Origin of the sequence: Rhizobium sp. LCM 4573, from assembly GCF_001854865.1 — a bacterium.
Taxonomy (GTDB): domain Bacteria; phylum Pseudomonadota; class Alphaproteobacteria; order Rhizobiales; family Rhizobiaceae; genus Neorhizobium.
The window spans coordinates 1-17,879 of the sequence record NZ_MDDW01000013.1 but is presented as its reverse complement, the minus strand read 5'-3'; the positions used below and the strand labels follow the sequence as shown (position 1 = coordinate 17,879).

General features: G+C 61.4%; 21 protein-coding genes. 11 read left to right on the top strand and 10 right to left on the bottom strand.

The window, feature by feature from the left end; genetic code table 11:
* Positions 1 to 34 precede the first annotated feature (34 nt).
* From LCM4573_RS16545 to LCM4573_RS28320, 4 genes are all read right to left on the bottom strand, one after another.
* A complete protein-coding gene (locus tag LCM4573_RS16545) occupies positions 35 to 1,453 on the bottom strand; it encodes a TRAP transporter large permease subunit (RefSeq protein WP_071007492.1) in 1,419 nt (472 codons plus the stop codon).
* Positions 1,450 to 2,034 (bottom strand): TRAP transporter small permease subunit, encoded by a 585-nt coding sequence (locus LCM4573_RS16540; RefSeq protein WP_071007491.1) that lies wholly within the window; start codon positions 2,032 to 2,034, stop codon positions 1,450 to 1,452. The genes LCM4573_RS16545 and LCM4573_RS16540 overlap by 4 nt, the downstream gene beginning before the upstream one ends.
* 86 nt (positions 2,035 to 2,120) lie before the next feature.
* Positions 2,121 to 3,257 (bottom strand): TRAP transporter substrate-binding protein, encoded by a 1,137-nt coding sequence (locus LCM4573_RS16535; RefSeq protein ID WP_071007490.1) that lies wholly within the window; start codon positions 3,255 to 3,257, stop codon positions 2,121 to 2,123.
* A gap of 158 nt (positions 3,258 to 3,415) precedes the next feature.
* Complete coding sequence (locus LCM4573_RS28320; RefSeq protein WP_198539741.1) at positions 3,416 to 3,583, bottom strand: hypothetical protein; 168 nt, start codon at positions 3,581 to 3,583, stop codon at positions 3,416 to 3,418.
* On the opposite strand from LCM4573_RS28320, the gene LCM4573_RS27925 reads away from it, so the two are divergent.
* Entirely contained in the window at positions 3,582 to 3,833 is a 252-nt protein-coding gene (locus tag LCM4573_RS27925) for a hypothetical protein (protein ID WP_131818971.1), read from the top strand. The two genes, LCM4573_RS28320 and LCM4573_RS27925, sit on opposite strands and share 2 nt — an antisense overlap.
* Before the next feature lie 7 nt (positions 3,834 to 3,840).
* Here the strand turns inward: LCM4573_RS27925 and LCM4573_RS16530 are convergent, their stop codons facing one another.
* The 6 genes from LCM4573_RS16530 to dnaN all read right to left on the bottom strand — a co-directional run bounded on the left by LCM4573_RS16530 (position 3,841) and on the right by dnaN (position 8,372).
* Positions 3,841 to 4,821: a complex I NDUFA9 subunit family protein gene (locus tag LCM4573_RS16530; protein ID WP_071007489.1), complete on the bottom strand. Its 981-nt coding sequence runs from the start codon at positions 4,819 to 4,821 to the stop codon at positions 3,841 to 3,843.
* A gap of 111 nt (positions 4,822 to 4,932) precedes the next feature.
* Positions 4,933 to 5,220: a DUF1330 domain-containing protein gene (locus tag LCM4573_RS16525; protein ID WP_071007488.1), complete on the bottom strand. Its 288-nt coding sequence runs from the start codon at positions 5,218 to 5,220 to the stop codon at positions 4,933 to 4,935.
* A gap of 28 nt (positions 5,221 to 5,248) precedes the next feature.
* The gene (pyrF, locus tag LCM4573_RS16520; RefSeq protein WP_071007487.1) at positions 5,249 to 5,941 is read right to left on the bottom strand and encodes an orotidine-5'-phosphate decarboxylase; all 693 of its coding nucleotides are present in this window, start codon (positions 5,939 to 5,941) and stop codon (positions 5,249 to 5,251) included.
* Positions 5,928 to 6,527 carry a histidine phosphatase family protein gene (locus tag LCM4573_RS16515; RefSeq protein WP_071007486.1) on the bottom strand — a complete coding sequence of 200 codons (600 nt, stop codon included), beginning with the start codon at positions 6,525 to 6,527 and terminating at the stop codon, positions 5,928 to 5,930. The genes pyrF and LCM4573_RS16515 overlap by 14 nt, the downstream gene beginning before the upstream one ends.
* 6 nt (positions 6,528 to 6,533) lie before the next feature.
* On the bottom strand, positions 6,534 to 7,127 hold the full coding sequence (gene pmtA / locus LCM4573_RS16510; protein ID WP_071007485.1) for a phospholipid N-methyltransferase PmtA: 594 nt from the start codon (positions 7,125 to 7,127) through the stop codon (positions 6,534 to 6,536).
* Positions 7,128 to 7,253: 126 nt separating this feature from the next.
* Positions 7,254 to 8,372: a DNA polymerase III subunit beta gene (dnaN, locus tag LCM4573_RS16505; protein ID WP_071007484.1), complete on the bottom strand. Its 1,119-nt coding sequence runs from the start codon at positions 8,370 to 8,372 to the stop codon at positions 7,254 to 7,256.
* Positions 8,373 to 8,465: 93 nt separating this feature from the next.
* On the opposite strand from dnaN, the gene LCM4573_RS28115 reads away from it, so the two are divergent.
* The 10 genes from LCM4573_RS28115 (at position 8,466) to LCM4573_RS16460 (ending at position 17,754) form a co-directional block, all read left to right on the top strand.
* Positions 8,466 to 8,606, top strand: coding sequence for a hypothetical protein (locus LCM4573_RS28115; RefSeq protein WP_157895517.1), 141 nt, complete (start codon positions 8,466 to 8,468; stop codon positions 8,604 to 8,606).
* Between the two features lie 25 nt (positions 8,607 to 8,631).
* On the top strand, positions 8,632 to 9,546 hold the full coding sequence (rsmI, locus tag LCM4573_RS16500) for a 16S rRNA (cytidine(1402)-2'-O)-methyltransferase (protein WP_071007483.1): 915 nt from the start codon (positions 8,632 to 8,634) through the stop codon (positions 9,544 to 9,546).
* A complete protein-coding gene (locus LCM4573_RS16495; protein WP_071007482.1) occupies positions 9,533 to 9,901 on the top strand; it encodes a YraN family protein in 369 nt (122 codons plus the stop codon). Before rsmI ends, LCM4573_RS16495 begins: the two co-directional genes overlap by 14 nt.
* Positions 9,902 to 10,039: 138 nt before the next feature.
* Positions 10,040 to 11,338 carry an extracellular solute-binding protein gene (locus LCM4573_RS16490; protein ID WP_071007481.1) on the top strand — a complete coding sequence of 433 codons (1,299 nt, stop codon included), beginning with the start codon at positions 10,040 to 10,042 and terminating at the stop codon, positions 11,336 to 11,338.
* A gap of 173 nt (positions 11,339 to 11,511) precedes the next feature.
* Positions 11,512 to 12,393 carry a carbohydrate ABC transporter permease gene (locus LCM4573_RS16485; protein WP_071007631.1) on the top strand — a complete coding sequence of 294 codons (882 nt, stop codon included), beginning with the start codon at positions 11,512 to 11,514 and terminating at the stop codon, positions 12,391 to 12,393.
* 10 nt (positions 12,394 to 12,403) lie between these two features.
* Positions 12,404 to 13,246, top strand: a complete 843-nt coding sequence (gene ugpE, locus LCM4573_RS16480) for a sn-glycerol-3-phosphate ABC transporter permease UgpE (protein ID WP_071007480.1) — start codon at positions 12,404 to 12,406, stop codon at positions 13,244 to 13,246.
* Between the two features lie 11 nt (positions 13,247 to 13,257).
* Complete coding sequence (locus LCM4573_RS16475; protein ID WP_071007479.1) at positions 13,258 to 14,361, top strand: sn-glycerol-3-phosphate import ATP-binding protein UgpC; 1,104 nt, start codon at positions 13,258 to 13,260, stop codon at positions 14,359 to 14,361.
* A 116-nt stretch (positions 14,362 to 14,477) separates the two neighbouring features.
* Positions 14,478 to 14,981, top strand: coding sequence for a cupin domain-containing protein (locus LCM4573_RS16470; protein ID WP_071007478.1), 504 nt, complete (start codon positions 14,478 to 14,480; stop codon positions 14,979 to 14,981).
* 68 nt (positions 14,982 to 15,049) lie between these two features.
* On the top strand, positions 15,050 to 16,000 hold the full coding sequence (gene gshB / locus LCM4573_RS16465; RefSeq protein ID WP_071007477.1) for a glutathione synthase: 951 nt from the start codon (positions 15,050 to 15,052) through the stop codon (positions 15,998 to 16,000).
* Positions 16,001 to 16,218: 218 nt separating this feature from the next.
* Entirely contained in the window at positions 16,219 to 17,754 is a 1,536-nt protein-coding gene (locus LCM4573_RS16460) for a YifB family Mg chelatase-like AAA ATPase (RefSeq protein ID WP_071007476.1), read from the top strand.
* The last annotated feature ends 125 nt before the right edge of the window (positions 17,755 to 17,879 follow it).

The window sequence follows — 17,879 nt, the reverse complement described above, 5'->3', positions numbered from 1 at the left end:
TGAGGCGCCACCCGGCGCCTCCATCTCTTGGCCCCTATCGCCCATAAACCTGGTCCGGCAGGTAGAACACGAGGCCAGGAAACGCGTAGACGATGGCCATGGCCGCGACGACCAGGCCGACGAAAGGCAGCATACCCCAGAATATCTCCGTCAGGCGGACCTGCGGAGGCGCGATCCCCTTCAGATAATAGGCCGACATCGCCATCGGCGGCGTCAGAAATGCCGTTTGCAGGTTCAGCGCCACCAGGATTCCGAAGAACAGCGGGTCGATGCCGAATATCGGCAGGAGCGGCAGGAAGATCGGCACGAAGATGATGATGATCTCCGACCATTCGAGCGGCCAGCCGAGCAGGAAGATTATGAGCTGCGCCAGGATCAGGAACTGGAAGGGGGTGAGATCCAGGCTTTGCACGAATTGGGAGATGACCTGCTCGCCGCCGAGATAGGCGAAGACCGAGGCGAAGGTATAGGAGCCGACGAAGAGCCAGCAGACCATCGCGGTGGTGCGAAGCGTGAGGTAGACGCTCTGCCGGACCCGGTCCCATGTGAGCGCCCGGTATGCGACCGCAAGCATCAGGCCGCCGAGCGCTCCGATGGATGCCGCCTCCGAAGGGGTCGCAAGCCCGAAGAGGATCGAGCCGAGCACGGCCAGGATCAGGAAGGCGAGCGGAAAGAACGAGGTCAGCAGCATGACGACGACGCGRCCGAACGGCACGTCCGGCACCTCTCCCGGTGCGGGTCTCGGCGCCACGTTCGGCTGCAACATGGCGCGAACGACCACATAGACCAGGTAAAGCCCGACCAGCAGGAAGCCGGGAATGAGCGCGCCCGCATAGAGCCGGACGATGGAGACGCCCGAGGTGGCGGCATAGACGATCAGCATGATCGAGGGCGGGATCAGGATGCCGAGCGTGCCGCCGGCGCAGATGATTCCGGTCGCGAAGGCATGGTTGTAGCGGGCCTTCAGCATCGGCGGCAGCGCAAGCAGGCCTAGCAGCGTGACGACCGCRCCGACAATGCCGGTGGCGGTGGCGAAGAGGGCGCATGTTATGAGTGCCGCGACACCCAGCGATCCCGGCACGTTCCTGGAGGCGATGTTGAGGGTGGTGAAGAGACGATCGACGATATTGGCCCGTTCGATGATGTATCCCATGAACAGGAAGAGCGGGATCGCCGTCAGCACGTCATTCGACATCACCGAATAGGTCTGGTTGATGAAGAGATCGAAGATGCGGTTGTTGAAGAAGCCCTCGACCCAGAGGCTGATACTGTCCCACCAGCCGGCATTCTCGTCGAGGCGGTTATAGGCCCGCCACATGCGGCCGGGCTCGAAATAGGCGTAGTAGCCGAAGATGATGCCGAGCGCCATCAGGTTGAAGGCGATCGGAAAACCCAGAAAGACGATGAAGACGAAAAGTCCGAGCATGAACAGGGCGACTTGCGGATCGGTCATGCCTTATCCCCGGAAAGTTCGGCCTGCTTTTCTTTTATCAACAGCATTTCGGTTTCCTCGACCTCAGCTTCGGCCTCGATCCAGCGGCCGGTGCGGATGCAGTTGATGCAGCGGAACACCTGCGCGATGCCCTGGATGAAAAGGAGAGCACCCGCCGCCGCCATCACCATCTTGAACTGGTAGATCGGAATACCGGCCGGGCTGTTGATGCTGACCTCGCCATAGCCCCACGAGCGGTAGGCATATTTCCAACCCGTTACGACCAGCGCCGTGATGCCGGGAAAGAAGAAGATGAGGTAAAGTATGAGATCGACGATGGCCTGGGTCCGCGGCTTCCAAAGCCGGTAGATAAAATCGCCGCGCACATGCCCGCCCTGCGAAAGGGTATAGGCGCCGCCCATCATGAAAAGGGTGCCGTACATGATGAAGGACAGGTCGAGCGCCCAGGGCGTGGGTCGTCCCAGGATGTAGCGGACGAAAACCTCGAAACTCGTGCCGAATGTCATGAGGATGATGAGCCAGGCGAATGCCTTGCCGAACCAGGCCGACATGGCGTCGGCAAAACGGATGAATGCCACCATCGAATGAACGTCTTTCTTCTTGCGGGAGAGATCGGCAGGGGAGAGCCCCCTGCCAATTCAGACATGCGATGGATATGAAATGCTCGCTACAGCTTCAGCTTGTTCGGGAAGTAGTGATTGTAGGCCAGTGCATAGTCCGGCGATGCCATCAGCTCGAAATAGGTGACCCGCTCCACCCAGGCGCGCTGGCTGTCGAGCACCTTCTTCATGAAGGCATCCTTCTCGAGTTCGACGATCAGGTCGTCCCAGGCCTTGATCTGCGCATCGAGAATTTCCTGCGAGGTTCGGTGCACGGTGACGCCGGATTCCGTTTCGAGCTTCCGAAGGTCCGATGAATAGTTGTCCATCGCGGAAGCTGTATTCGCCGTCGATGCCGCCTCGACCGCATACCGGACGATTGACTGCAGGTCCGGCTCCAGATCCTCGTAGAAGTCTCTATTGAAAATGAATTCGAAGCATTCCGACGCCTGGTGATAGGACGACAGGTAGTAATGCTTCGCTACGTCCTGAGCGCCGAAGCGCAGGTCGGATGAGGGATTGTTGAATTCGAACGCGTCGATGACGCCGCGCTCCATCGCCGGCACGATTTCGCCGCCCGGCAATTGCGCCACCGACATGCCCATCGCCTGCATCAGGTCCGCCGCGAGGCCGACGGTCCGGTATTTGAAACCGTTGATGTCGGCGACCGTGTTCACCTCTCCCTTKAACCAGCCGAAGGGCTGGGCGAACATCGGAAAGCCCATGAACCCGACAACGTTGAGGCCCAGAACGTCCTGTTGAAGCTCCCGGTAGAATTCGGCGCCGCCGCCGGCATAGTACCAGGATAGCATGGTGGTTGCAGAGCCGCCGAAAACCGGGCCGGTGCCGAACAGCGATGCGCCCTTGTGTTTGCCGTACCAGTAGGCCGGCACGGAATGGGCGGCGTCGATAACGCCGTCATGGCAGGCGTCCAGAACCTGGAACGCGCCGACGACGGCGCCCGCCGGCAGAAGATCGACTTTCACCCGACCTCCGGACATGGTCTGGACCCGCTCCGTATACTGTCGCGCGAAATCCATCCAGATGTCGGACGCCGGCCAGGACGTCTGCATCTTCATGGTGATCGGGGCTTGTGCGAGAACGGCTGGGGCTGCGAGTGTGCTTGCTGCGACGGCGCCACTGGTGGTTGCGCCCATTTTCAGGAATGAACGGCGCGTCGGCGCCTTCTTTTCAGGCGTTGCCATATCTTCTCCTCCCGGTATGGGCGGGCTGTTGCCCTTCTCCCGGAGGGAAGTATTTAGGAAAATAAGAAGAAACTCAAATACGCGGTTCTACGACTTTCGTAGCAAGAGAAAGTTGAAAAAACCGCTTGGAATTTTAAGGCTGTCTAAGAAATACAACCTTACTGATCGACGGTTCCCGTTGTGATCGACGCGGTCTCGCAGGGATCGACGCCATAAGCGGGAGCGCATCCCGGCTTGCTGGCCACGCCGATCTCCGGAGCGATCAGGGAGCCGGCGAGAATGATCAGTGCCGCACACGCAAAAAAGAGTGCGATGGGCTTGCCCATGGAGGAACGCCTTTCGAAGAAAAATGGAAACGTCACAGCCGATGTTCGTCTGCGCGGTGCGGTGTATTGGCCAAAACTCGCAAGTTCAATAGCCGAATTTGTTGAACCGTGGGTTAACGCAAGCATGTCGCCGACTGCGGCCTTTGTGCCACAGAAGATGCTCGCCGGATGTGCGGTCGAGCATGCCTGCCCGTTTTCTGGGCGCATGAAGAAGCCGGCCGCATGGGCCGGCTTCTCTCCAGCGGGGTGAAACTTCCTCAGGCAGCCCTGCCGGACCCGGTGAACTGGCCCTGCGGACGATACTGCACCAGATAGGAAGAAAGGATCGAGGCAAGCAGCGTCGGGCGAATGCCCATGCCCTCGAGCGTCCGGCCTTCCTTGGCCGCGTTTTCGGAAACCACGTTGTCGCTCTTCAGAAGCTGCACCTGATCGGCCGTGATCGGCGGTTGGATGARGGGGATGAGCGAAGCGAGGCTGCCGATGAAGGAGGCGATAGAGAAGGGCAGCGAGATGAGCGGGCGCTCGCGATTGGTGACGCTGAGCATGGTCTGGAGACATTCGCGGAAGGTCAGCACTTCCGGACCGCCCAGTTCGTAAATCCGGCCGGCAGCGATCGTGCCGTCCACCGAGCGGCCCACCACCTCGGCGACATCCTCGACATAGACCGGCTGGAACTTCGTCTTGCCGCCGCCGATCAGCGGCAGGGCGGGATAGATGCGAGCCATTGCCRCGAACTTGTTGAAGAAGCTGTCTTCCGGCCCGAACATGATGGAAGGACGCAGGATGACAGCGTCGGGCAGAAGCGAACTGATCGCGGCTTCGCCGCGCGCCTTGCTGCGGGCATAGGAGGAGGTCGAATCCGGATCGACGCCGAGGGCGGAGATATGGGTCAGCCTGGCGCCGGCCGCACGGGCTGCCTCGGCGACTGCGCGGGCGCCGAAATCCTGCACCGCATCGAAGGAATTGCGTCCGCTCTCGAACATGATGCCGACGCAGTTGACCACATGGGAAGCGCCTTCGACTGCGCGGTCGATCGAATTGCGGTAGCGCAGGTTGGCCTGCACCAGCGAAATCTGGCCGACATAGCCGTAGGGCAGAAGAAAGCCGGCGAGGTCCGGGCGCCGTACGGCGACACGGATGCGATATCCGCGCTTCGCGAGCGTGCGCACCACATGCCGCCCGACAAAGCCCGATCCTCCGAATACGGTGACGAGAGGGGGAAGATTGGTCAGGGTCATGGTTTGCTCCGGGAGCCGACAGGAAGGGATGGTTTTCCGTCCTCATAACCGAATTGCGGCAGCGCGTGAAGCCTTTCCGCTGTCGCATCCCTCCTCCGATGAAGGATAGACTCAAATACCCTCGACGACCACCATTTCGGCATCCGCGACTTCCTGGCGGATCTTCGCCGCCACCTGGTATTCCGGCGAATTGTAGCAGTCCACGGCGGCCTGAAGCGAGGGAAACTCGATCACCACGTTGCGGCCGCGCGCCTTGCCTTCGAGTTCGGTAAAGGYGCCGCCGCGCGCAAGGAACTTTGCGCCATAGCGTTCGAATGCGGGCTTCGCCGCCGCGACATAGTCCTTGTAGCGCTCGGGATCGCGCACATCGACACGGGCGATCCAGTATCCCTTTGCCATGAAATCTCCTCCGGTTGGGCGATTGAGCCTAAAGTGCGCCCTGCATCTCGGCAAGGATCGCTCGCGCGGCCGCCTTCGGGTCCTGCGCCTTGATGATCGGGCGGGCGACGACGAGATGGCTGGAGCCGGCGCGGATCGCATCCGCAGGCGTCACCACCCGCTTCTGGTCGCCGGCATCGGAACCTGCGGGGCGGATGCCGGGCGTCACCACGGCCATGTCGGGACCGACGATCTTGCGGACTGCGGAGGATTCCTCCGCCGAGCAGACGATGCCGCCCATGCCGGCGGCACGTGCCTGTTCGGCGCGGCGCAGCACCAGCGTATGCGGGTCGTATTCATAGCCGGCGTCAATCAGGTCAGCTTCGTCCATGGACGTCAGAACCGTCACGCCGAGCAGGCAGAGATCGGAACCTCTGGCGGCCTCGACCGCGGCTCGCATCGCTTTCGGATAGGCGTGCAGCGTGAGCATGGAGACGCCCATCTTGACGATATTCTCGACGCCTTTCGCCACCGTATTGTCGATGTCGAGCAGCTTCATGTCGAGGAAGACCTTTTTGCCGTCCGCGACGAGGTCGCGGGCGAGTTCCAGGCCCCCGGCGAAAACGAGCTGATAGCCGATCTTGTAAAATGAGATCTCTTCGCCGAGCGTCTCGATAATCGCTCTCGCTTCGGAAACAGTGGGAATGTCGAGGCCAACGATAAGACGGTCACGTGCGTCCATGTTCGAATCCCTTCCAGACTTCCATCGGCGTCCAGTCGCACGATAATGCCCTGTCCGCAAGGGTGAAGCAGAAGAGATTTCCGCCGCCSCCGGGTTGGTCCCGGTTTCGGGAGATCGGCTGCCCCGCGAGATGGCATTTGAGCAGGGTGCCTACGCCGCCATGGCCGACGAAGGCGATCGGCACGTTACGGTCGTGCGCATCGAGAATACGCGTGACAGCAGAGACGATGCGCGCCTGCGCGTCGGCCGCCGTCTCCCAGCCTTTGAAACTTTCGTCTGGATGAGCGAAGAACCAATCGGCGGCCTCCTCGAACTGAGGCGGCGGCAGGAAACCGGTGGCGGAACGGTCGTTTTCGTGGCTGTCTTCAGCGATCTCGAAGGAAATGCCGGCTGCAGCCGCCAGCACCTGCGCCGTCTCGATCGCCTTGGTCTCGCCGCTCGAAACGATCCGCCCGAGCCCTTTCGCCCAGGCCGATTGCGCCGCTTGTTCAGCGCGGGCGCGGCCTATCTCGGAAAGGCCCCAGTCCGGCACCGGCACGTCCGGGTCGATGCGCACCTGCGGATGGGTGATGTAGAGCCCGTACATGGGATGTCAGCCGCGGCTGTATATCCAGAGCTGCGCCGGCGGGATGTTGCGGACGACGAAATCGAAATGCTTGATCTGGTAGCGGTCGGGCCGCGCGACGATCGGCGAGACGGGGCCGTAGGTGATCTGCACCACCGGCCGGCCGGCCGGCATCCGTCCGAGCAGGTCTTCCAGAAGCGCGATGCGCTTTTCCATCGGGAAGCTGAGCAGCGGTATGGCGGAGATCACGCTATCGAACGTCTTGTCCTTCCACTCCCCGAGCGTGCGTTCCAGATCAAAGGCATCGCCGTTGATGAAGTTCGCGCCGGGAAACGTCTTCACCAGATGCTGATAGAAGTCCGTCGAAAATTCGATCGAGACCAGGTTCTCGGGCTGTACCCCGCGTTCCAGTATCGCCTTGGTGATGATGCCGGTGCCGGGACCCAGCTCCAGAACCGGAAGGCCGGAGGATGTGCCGATCACGCTCGCCATGCGCCTTGCGGTCACGGAGGAAGTCGGCAGGATCGCGCCCACCCGCTTCGGGCCATCCATCCAGCCCTTGAAGAAACGGATTTCCTCATCGAACTTGCGGYCGAGCCGCTCTTTCAGGCGCAGTTCCATCATCCTCTCCCATCCGGTTCAGCCAAGGTCCTATCTGGAACCTCATGGCGCAAAAGCAAGATAAAATGTCGCTTCGGGAAAATGCGGCAAAAAAAGCGGCGAATTCGAGATCGCCGCTTTCGTGGATCAAACGCGCATCGGCATCAACACGTAGAGGGCGTCGTCTCCGGCCGTATCGCGCACCAGCGTCGGCGAACCGGCATCGGCCAGCATGAAGATCGCGTCCTCGCCGGAAAGCTGGGCTGTGATGTCGAGCAGGTATTTGGCGTTGAAGCCGATTTCCATGGGGTCGTGCTCGTAGCCGACGGCGACCTCTTCCGTCGCGCTGCCGGAATCGGGATTGTTGACCGTCAGCATGAGCTGGCCTTCGGAAAGCGACAGCTTCACCGCGCGCCCGCGCTCGGACGAAATGGTCGAGACGCGGTCCACCGCCTTGGTGAAGCTCTGGCAATCGACGCGCATTTCCTTGTCGTTGCCGGTCGGAATGACCCGCTGATAATCCGGGAAAGTGCCGTCGATCAGTTTGGAGGTCATCACGATGCTGCCGATCGTCAGGCGGATCTTGGCGTCGGAGACCTCCACGGTGACCAGGGCTTCCGGATCGTCCACGAGCTTCTGGAGCTCGCCCACCGTCTTGCGCGGAATGATGATGCCCGGCATGCCTTCCGAACCCGAGGGCGCCTCCACGTCGGCGCGCGCCAGACGGTGTCCGTCGGTTGCCACGGCGCGAAGCTTAAGGTCCCCGCCGGCTTCGATCGTATGGAAGAAGATGCCGTTCAGATAATAGCGGGTCTCTTCCGTGGAGATCGCAAACTGCGTGCGGTCGATCAGCATCTTCAGATCTGTCGCCTTCAGCTTGAAGGTATGCGTGAAACTTCCGGCCGTGAGGTCCGGGAAATCCGATTCCGGCAGGCACTGCAGCGAGAACTTCGAGCGGCCGGATTGCACGGTCATCGAGCCGCCGTCGGGATTGGTGGCCAGCAGCACTTCCGAGCCGTCGGGCAGCTTGCGGACGATTTCGTAGAGGAGATGCGCCGGCACGGTCGTCGCGCCTGCCTGCTCCACCATGGCCGGAGCCGCTTCGGTGATTTCGAGATCGAGGTCGGTCGCCTTCAGGTCCAGGTTCGCGCCGGAAGCGCGCAGCAGCACGTTGGAGAGGATCGGGATCGTGTTCCGCCGCTCGACGACCCTGTGCACATGATTCAGCGACTTTAGAAGGTTTGACCRCTCAAGAGTAATACGCATGGACGCTATCGCTTTCGACCGTGGCGATCCGGCGTGGACCGGACCCCTGATATTCTGCCACCGGAAGGTGGCTGGAGGATGTGGACGGGCAAAATGGCAGAGATTTTCATGGGAATGCAAGAGGAGAACGAAGCTGCCATGCGGCATTTTCCCATTCGCGCGCGCACTGCACACAGAAAACATGGGCTTGCTTTACTTGCCGAAGGGCGCGGCCTTGCCCATAAAGGGCCATGAGCATCCTCGTTTTTCGTAAAATCCCGTGACGAACGAACAAAAGACCGCTGCGCGCGGCTATCGCGTCGCAAACACTTTCGTGCAGGCGCGCCCGCTGGAGCCCGCGCTCTATCTCGTCGCCACGCCGATAGGCAACCTCGGCGATATCACGCTGCGGGCACTCGAGACGCTGGCGGGGGCGGATGTGCTCGCCTGCGAGGATACCCGCGTCACCCGCGTGCTGCTTGACCGTTACGGCATCGTCAACCGGCCCTTCTCCTATCACGAGCACAATGCCGATGAGGCCGGGCCACGTCTCATTGCAGCGCTGGGGGAGGGGAAATCCGTGGCGCTCGTCTCCGATGCTGGCACCCCGCTGGTCTCCGATCCCGGATACAGGCTGGGGCAGATGGCGATCGAGGCCGGGCACCGGGTGATGCCGATCCCCGGAGCGTCGGCGCCGCTTGCTGCACTCGTCGGCTCCGGCATGCCCTCCGATGCCTTTCTGTTTGCAGGGTTCCTGCCGGTCAAGGACAAGGGCCGTCGCGATCGCCTGGCCGAGCTTTCCAGGGTGCCGGCCACCCTCATATTCTTTGAGTCGCCCCATCGCATCGGCGCGAGCCTCGCGACCGCCGCCGATGTACTTGGCCCAAACCGCCACGCTGCCGTCTGCCGGGAGCTGACGAAGACCTTCGAGGAGTTCAGGCGCGGCACGCTCGGCGAACTCGCTGCCTATTATGGTGAGGATCGGGTTGTTAAGGGCGAAATCGTGCTTCTCGTAGCGCCGCCGGAGATTGATGACGTGCCCGGCGCCGTCGAGGTCGATGTGCTCTTGCGGGAGCTCGCCGCGTCGATGCCCACCGCCAAGGCGGCCGCGGAAGCCGCTCGGCTCACCGGACTTTCCCGCAAGGACCTTTACCAGCGGCTCCTCGGCCTGAAGGGCGAAGATGGCGCAGGATGACTGGGGCCTGAAGCGCAGGAAGGCCGTGCGCCGGGGGCATTTCTCGGAATATCTCGCAGCCCTTTTCCTGTTCGCGAAGGGCTACCGCATCCTTGCGATCCGCTACCGAACCAGGCTCGGAGAGATCGATATCATCGCCAGGAAGGGTGATCTCGCCGTCTTTGTCGAGGTGAAGGCGCGCCGGGTCGAGCAGGAGGCGATCGACGCTGTGGGGTATGCCGCGCAGAGGCGCATCCGAGCCGCGAGTGATCTATGGCTCGCAAGGCGGGCCGACGCCGCCCGCCTGTCGCAACGTTACGATATCGTGGCCGTTCTGCCGGGCCGGCTGCCGCGGCATTTTCCCAACGCGTTCTAGGCYGTTTGCAATGCTTTTTGCACGGCTGTGCACAGCATCGTCTTTTTTGTAATCAATCCGACATGAAACTGTGACGATGGCGTCACATGAGCGCTCTATTGCGGCTCTCATCCATTAAACGCTGGAGAGGGTCGAAACATGTTCCGGAAATTTTCCATGGCCGCGACCGCGGTCGCGCTGTCCGCATCGCACACGCTTGCGGCGACTGAAATTACCTGGTGGCACGGCATGGGTGGCCGCAATGGCGAGGTCATCAACGAGGTTTCCCAGAAGTTCAATGCCTCGCAGACGGCTTGCAACCTGACGCCGATCTCGAAAGGCACCTACGAGGAAGCGCTCGCCGGCGGCATCGCCGCCTTCCGCTCCGGCGAGCAGCMGAACATTCTGCAGGTTTTTGACGCCGGCGCCGCAACCATCATCAATGCCAAGGGCGCAACCGTCCCTGCCGAGGATCTGATCAACGAGGCCGGCTACAAGTTCGATCGCAACGCCTTCATCGAAGGTGTCCGCTATTTCTATGCCGATCCCACCGGCAAGTTCGTCGGCATGCCGTTCAATTCTTCGGCGCCGATCATGTACGTCAACACGCAGGCTTTCGAAAAGGCAGGCGTCGCTGTTCCGAAAACCTGGGAAGAATTCGAAGCCGCGGCTCCGAAGCTCAAGGAAGCCGGCTATATCGCACTGACGGCATCGCAGCTCACATGGCAGTTCACCGAGAACTTCTTCTCGCGCCATAACATCCAGTTCGCGACCAACAACAATGGTTACGACAGCGTTGTCGATACCAAGATGAACCTGACGGACGAGCATCTCATCAAGATGTTCGAAAAGCTCAAGGAATGGGCCGACGCCGGCTATTACGGTTTTTACGGCGCAGGATGGGCCGACAATCAGAAGCCCTTCGAAGAAGGCAAGGTTGCGCTGTGGATCGGCTCATCGGGTTCTTTCGGTGGCTTGCAGAAGACCGCCACCATGCCGTTCTCGGCCGATTTCCTGCCTTACTGGGCGGATGTGAAGGGCGCCGGTACGAACACCTTCATCGGTGGCGCGGCCCTCTTCGCGATGGCCGGCAAGCCGGAAGCGGAGAACAAGTGCGTAGCGGATTTCTTCCAGTTCCTCACGTCGCCRGAAATCCAGAAGTTCTATCACCAGGCCACCGGCTACGTCGCCATTACCCAGGCGGCTTACGAGTTGGCCAAGAAGGAAGGCTATTACGAGAAGCAGCCGGTTGCCGAAGTCGGCATCAAGCAGCTCATGCTTCCTTCCGGTGAATGGTCCAAGGGCTATCGTCTGGGCTTCTACCCGCAGATCCGCTCGATCATGGAGCGCGAGTACAACAAGATCTTTGCGGGCGAGACCACGGTGAAGCAGGCTTTCGAAACGATCGAGAAGGAAGGCAACGACCTCCTCAACCGCTTCGCCAAGACCGCCGGTTAATTGAAGATTGACAGCGAAGTCCGCTCGCCCGCCGGTGAGCGGACTTCCGCTATGATGAAGAGGGGAAAGTTGCCGTGACCTATACGACGTCACCACCGGGTGCCGGCCGTCTTCCCTGGTTGGGCGGAGGCCGCAGGGTTCGCAATGCGCGGGCGCGCGAAGCTGCGACGGAGATGAAGCGCGTACAGTTTTCCTCTCCCGTGTTGCCCTACCTGTTTCTCTTCCCGCAGCTCGCGGTCATTTTCGTCTTTTTCTATTGGCCCTCGGTCCAGGCCATTCAGTCCTCCTTCTATCTTGAGGACCCCTTCGGCTTCGGTTCCACCTTCGTGGGCCTGAACAACTACGCTGATGCCGTGTTCAGCCCGGAATATCAGTCGATCGCCCTCTTCACGGCGATCTTCACCGCTCTGGTCACGCTGTTTTCACTTTCGATCGGCCTTCTGCTCGCGGTCAAGGCCGACAAGGTCATCCGCGGCAGTTCCGCATACAAGACCCTGCTGATTTCCGTCTACGCCATCGCCGCGCCGGTCGCGGGCCTTATCGGGATGATGCTCTTCGATCAGCATATCGGGCCCTTCGTGGAGATGGCATCCTGGTTCGGCTGGAACATGCGTGTGGGATTGAGCTATTTCGATACCGCCTTTGCGATGATCGTCGTCGCTGTGTGGAAGCAGGTGCCCTATAATTTCATCTTCTTCCTGTCGGGGCTGCAGAATGTTCCGATGTCGGTGCGCGAGGCTGCGACCATCGATTGTCGTTCGGGTTTCCGGCGCTTCTGGACGGTGGTCCTGCCGCTGCTTGCGCCGACGGCCTTCTTCCTGCTGATCATCAATGTCACCTATTCCCTGTTCGACACGTTCGGGCTGATCGACGTGATGGTGAAGGACAAGCCGGCGAACAATCCGATCACGCTCGTCTACAAGGTCTATAACGACGGCTTCCGCGGCAACGATATTGGCGGTTCYTCGGCCCAGTCCGTCATCCTGATGATCGTGGTGTTCGTGCTGACCGTCATCCAGTTCCGCTTGATCGAGCGGCGTATCCACTACACCTGAGGGAACGCTCATGCACCGCACGAACCTGTCGGATCATCTTGTCCTCATCCTCGGCTCGCTCTTCCTGTTTCTCCCAGTCATCGTCGCCTTCATGACGTCGACGCACACAGCGGCCGACATCCACAGCAACGGCATCGCGATTACTCCGGGTGGTCATTTCTTCGAGACCTATGAAAAGGTGCTGACGCAGAAAGGCGGGTTTACCGGCGAAATCACCGGCGCGCGGATGGTGATGAACTCGCTGATCCTCGGCATCGGCTTTGCGGTCGGCAAGATCGTTCTTTCGATGATGGCTGCCTATGCCATCGTCTATTTCAGGTTTCCGATGGCGACGCTCGCCTTCTGGGTGATCTTCACGACGCTGCTTCTGCCGCTGGAAGTTCGCATCATGCCCTCCTATCAGGTCATGTCGAACCTTGGCCTGCTCAACTCCTATACGGGGCTCATCGTGCCTCTCCTGGCGTCCGCCACCGGTACCTTCTATTTCCGGCAGTTCTTCAAGTCGGTGCCGGAGGAACTTCTCGAAGCGGCGCGAATGGACGGGGCGGGCCCGTTCAAGTTCTTCTTCGATATTCTGGTGCCGCTGTCGCGCACGATGATCGCCGCGATCTTCATCATCATGTTCGTTTACGGCTGGAACCAATATCTCTGGCCCATGCTGATGACGACGGATGAGAGGTTCTTCACCCTGATGCGCGGCATCAAATCGATCCTGCAGGTTTGGATCGGCTCGCAAATCCCGGATTACAACGAAGCTTTCGCGCTCGCGGTGCTCGCCATGGTGCCGCCGCTGCTGATCGTGGTGATTTTCCAGAGGTGGTTCATCAAGGGCCTGACCGAGAGCGATAAATAAAGGAGAAGCCAATGGCAGCGATCGACATCAACAACGTTCACAAGGTCTATGCTGGCGGTGTTACGGCGGTATCCGACGTTCAGCTTCAGATTGCCGACGGCGAATTCATCGTGCTGGTCGGGCCGTCCGGCTGCGGCAAGTCCACGCTCCTGCGCATGGTCGCAGGTCTGGAGACGATATCGCAGGGCGAGGTGAAGATCGGCAGCCGCGTGGTGAACGAGACGGAACCGGCCGATCGGGATATCGCCATGGTATTCCAGAACTATGCCCTCTATCCGCATATGACGGTCTATAACAATCTCGCCTATGGCCTTAAAAACCGTGGCACGCCGAAGGCGGAGATCGAGGCCCGCGTGGCCGAGGCCGCCCGTATGCTGGAGATCACCCAATACCTCGACCGTCGCCCGAAACAGCTTTCCGGCGGTCAACGCCAGCGCGTCGCCATGGGGCGTGCGATCGTGCGCAAGCCGGCCGCCTTCCTCTTCGACGAGCCTCTGTCCAATCTGGATGCAAAGCTGCGCGTTTCCATGCGCGGCGAGATCAAGCGCTTGCAGCGCCGGCTGGGTACCACCTCCATCTATGTCACGCATGACCAGCTCGAAGCCATGACGCTTGCCGACCGTCTGGTCGTGCTGAACGGCGGCAGGGTCGAGCAGATCGGTGCGCCGCTCGAGGTCTACCATGCGCCGGCCTCCACCTTCGTCGCAAGTTTCATCGGCTCGCCGGCCATGAACCTCATGCAGGGCGAATTGCATGGCGACCGGCTGGCGATCGGACCGGCGATCCTTGGCCTCAACGGTTTCGCACCGGTCTCCGGCCCGGTCACGGTCGGGGTGCGCGCGGAGGACCTGCGCCTTGCCCGCGTGGAGGAAGAGGCAATGCCCTTCCGGCTCGATTACGTCGAGGAACTCGGCTCTCAGCGCCTGATCCACGGCACTGTGGGGGATCAGACGCTGACCGCAGCCGTGCCGGCGGAGACCGAACTTGCCCCCGAGATGCGCCTTGCGATCGATCCGCGCCGGCTGCATTTCTTCGCGCCGGAAACGGGCAAGCGCATCGCGTCGGCTGCTCCGGCCGCTGCGGCATCGGTTTCGATCGCGCAGCCGGTCGTCTGATCCATCGATGGACGGGTAGAATCGGCAATCGTTAAAATTGCAGCAACGGCTTGAACCGGCCGCTTACGCTTGAACTCTATCCTCTCCCCGTCTGACTATCGACAAGGGGGAAGGAAATGGCTTGGCAAATCTGGGCGGCTACGGCGGCGGCCGCTGCAATCCGCTACAAGTCCTATGTGCCGGAGAACCCGGCCGCAAAGCCCTTTGTCGGGGCATGTCCGCATTCGCTGGACATGCAGCCGTTGCCGATCGAACCGAGTTGGGTCCTGGCCGGCGATCCGCAGGCGCGCGCGGCATCCCACTCGAAAGCGGAAGACGAATGTGCCGCGACCGGTGTTTGGGATTGCACCGCCGGCACCTTCCGCTGGTTCTTCGGCTGGGACGAGACCGTCGTGATCCTCGAAGGCGAGGTGCATGTGACGGCCGAGGACGGCACGGAGCGCACGCTGCGCGCCGGCGATGTCGCCTATTTCAAGGGCGGCACCTGGGCCACCTGGCGCATCGACAGCTACGTCAAGAAGATCGCCTTCCTACGCAAGCCTTTCCCTGCGCCGCTGGCCTTCCTTTATCGCCTGCGCAACATGCTGCGCCCGAAGCAGGCAATCGGTCTTGCCGGCTGACGCTTGAGCGGTTGCCTTTGAAAGCCCGCCGTCCTACATCAGGCGGGCATTTCCCGAGGGGCTCAGTCATGGCGAAAATCCGCAAAGTCGCATTCCAGATGGATCATGTGTCCGGCATCAACATTGCCGGGGATTCCACCTTTGCAATGGCGCTGGAAGCGCAGGCGCGAGGCTTCGAGCTTTTCCACTATACGCCCGACCGGCTGACCATGCGCGACGGCAGGATCTTTGCCGCCGTGGAGCCGCTGCAGGTGCGCGATATCAAGGGTGATCATTTCACCCTGGGCGAGAAGGAGCGCATCGATCTCTCTACCATGGATGTCGTCCATCTGCGTCAGGACCCGCCCTTCGACATGGGCTATATCACCTCCACGCACCTCCTGGAGCGCATCCACCCGAAGACGCTGGTGGTCAACGATCCCGCCTGGGTTCGCAATTCGCCTGAGAAGATCTTCGTCACCGAGTTCGCCGATCTCATGCCGGCAACGCTGATTTCCCGCGATCCCGCCGAGATCGCCCGTTTCCGGGAAGAGATGGGCGATATCATCCTGAAGCCGCTTTAYGGCAATGGCGGCGCCGGCGTCTTCCACTCGGCCCGCGACGACCGCAACTTTACTTCGCTGCTCGAGATGTTCGRCCAGATGTATCGCGGCGAACCCTATATCGCGCAGGCCTATCTGCCGGCTGTTCGCAAGGGTGACAAGCGCATCCTGCTGGTCAACGGCGAGCCGGTGGGCGCCATCAACCGCGTTCCGGCCGAGCATGACAGCCGCTCCAACATGCATGTCGGCGGCCGCGCCGAGGCGACCGAGATCACCCCGCGCGAGAAGGAAATCTGCGCCCGCATCRGCCCGGCGCTGCGTGAGCGGGGCTTCCTTTTCGTGGGCATCGACGTCATCGGCGATTACATGACGGAAATCAACGTGACCTCACCTACCGGTATCCGTGAAGTGAAGAAGTTTGGCGGCGCCGACGTCGCAAGCCTTTTGTGGGACGCGATTGAAGAAAAACGTGCCTGAGCTTGGGCGGTGATCTCGATTTGTTCCACCAGTACAACCGCCTGCAACCAGGTTGCATCGGACGCGTGAAGGTGTTCGATAAACGTTCTTGTTTTATTCCTTGTTCCATGCAAGATTGCAATCGCCGAGGCGTTTAGCGTATGCCGCTAGCCGCTCCGGACATGCGTAGAATTCATTGTCGAGGGCGCGTCCCACGCGCCTGATGGGGCGGGGTGGACATGGTTGCGCGGGTTGGTACGGTAGCATTTCTGGGAATTGAGGGTGTTCCCGTCGAAGTTCAGGTCATGGTCGGGCCGGGCAAGATGCTGATGCCCATCGTTGGTCTTCCGGACAAGGCAGTGGCCGAAAGCCGGGAGCGGGTGCAGGCCGCGCTTCATGCCTCGGGTCTCGCATTGCCGCCGAAGAAAGTGACGGTCAACCTGGCACCGGCGGACCTGCCCAAGGAAGGCTCGCATTTCGATCTGCCGATCGCGCTCGGGTTGATGGCGGTGCTCGGAGCCATTCCGGCGGATGCGTTGTCCGATTATATGGTCATCGGCGAATTGAACCTCGACGGTACGCTCGCGCCGGTGGCTGGCGCCTTGCCGGCCGCGATTGCCGCGAGCGCTATGGGCAAGGGGCTCATCTGCCCGGCAGACAGCGGTGCGGAAGCTGCCTGGGCTGGTTCCGACATCGATATTCTTGCACCTCGCAGTCTCATTGCGCTCGCCAATCACTTTCGTGGCACGCAGGTGCTTTCACGCCCGCAACCGGCGATCCGGGCGGCACCTGCCAACCTTCCCGATCTGGCGGATATCAAAGGGCAGGAGAGTGCCAAGCGGGCGCTGGAAGTCGCGGCTGCCGGCGGGCACAACCTGCTGATGGTCGGTCCTCCCGGCTCCGGCAAGTCGATGCTGGCTGCCCGCCTTCCCTCGATCCTGCCGCCGCTTTCGGCTGCCGAACTGCTCGAAGTTTCGATGATACATTCGATCGCGGGCCAGCTTTCGGGCGGCAAGCTGTCCGACCGCCGGCCCTACCGCACGCCGCATCATTCGGCCACCATGGCGGCGCTGGTGGGCGGCGGCCTGCGCGCTAAGCCGGGCGAGGCGTCGCTCGCGCATCATGGCGTTCTCTTCCTGGACGAGTTTCCCGAGTTTTCGCCGCAGGCGCTGGATGCGCTGCGCCAGCCGCTGGAAACAGGCGAATGCGTGATCGCCAGGGCCAATCACCGCGTTTCCTATCCCGCAAGCATCCAACTGGTGGCGGCGATGAACCCCTGCCGATGCGGCATGGCGGGCGAGCCGGGCCACACTTGCGCCCGTGGGCCGAAATGCATGTCGGATTATCAGGCCCGCATTTCGGGACCGCTCATGGACCGCATCGATATCCGCATCGATGTGCCGGCCGTCTCCGCGGCGGATCTCATCCGGCCCGCACCGGCCGAGGCGAGCGCCGATGTAGCAAGGCGCGTGGCTGCGGCACGGGAGCGGCAGCGCGAACGCTTCGTCTGGGCCGGTGCGCCGCAGGTTTCCACCAATGCCCGTTGTTCCACCGCGTTGATCGAGAGGATCGCTGAGCCAGATCCGAGCGGCTTGCAATTGCTGCGCGATGCGGCCGAAAAGCTGAAATTCTCCGCGCGCGGCTATCATCGTGTGCTGAAGGTGGCGCGCACGCTGGYGGWCCTCGACGGAAAGGATACGGTCGGCCGCATCCATCTTGCGGAAGCGATCTCCTATCGGATGGCGGGAGAGCGGCTGGCGACTGCTGTGGCRTGATTTTGAGAGGCGAATAGCGAGTAGCGAGCAGCGAATAGAGTTCTTTTGGCCGCTTGCACAGGGCTGCTTCCTGAGGAAATCCTATTCGCTATTCGCTATTCGCTATTCGCTATTCGCTATTCGCT

Excerpts from the sequence above, each read along its gene's own strand:
- pyrF (WP_071007487.1), bottom strand. The coding sequence starts at position 5,941 with ATGGACGCACGTGACCGTCTTATCGTTGGCCTCGACATTCCCACTGTT.
- LCM4573_RS16540 (WP_071007491.1), bottom strand. The coding sequence starts at position 2,034 with ATGGTGGCATTCATCCGTTTTGCCGACGCCATGTCGGCCTGGTTCGGC.
- LCM4573_RS27925 (WP_131818971.1), top strand. The coding sequence starts at position 3,582 with ATGGAGGAACGCCTTTCGAAGAAAAATGGAAACGTCACAGCCGATGTT.
- LCM4573_RS28115 (WP_157895517.1), top strand. The coding sequence starts at position 8,466 with ATGGCAGAGATTTTCATGGGAATGCAAGAGGAGAACGAAGCTGCCATG.
- LCM4573_RS16475 (WP_071007479.1), top strand. The coding sequence starts at position 13,258 with ATGGCAGCGATCGACATCAACAACGTTCACAAGGTCTATGCTGGCGGT.
- LCM4573_RS16470 (WP_071007478.1), top strand. The coding sequence starts at position 14,478 with ATGGCTTGGCAAATCTGGGCGGCTACGGCGGCGGCCGCTGCAATCCGC.
- ugpE (WP_071007480.1), top strand. The coding sequence starts at position 12,404 with ATGCACCGCACGAACCTGTCGGATCATCTTGTCCTCATCCTCGGCTCG.
- LCM4573_RS28320 (WP_198539741.1), bottom strand. The coding sequence starts at position 3,583 with ATGGGCAAGCCCATCGCACTCTTTTTTGCGTGTGCGGCACTGATCATT.
- LCM4573_RS16495 (WP_071007482.1), top strand. The coding sequence starts at position 9,533 with ATGGCGCAGGATGACTGGGGCCTGAAGCGCAGGAAGGCCGTGCGCCGG.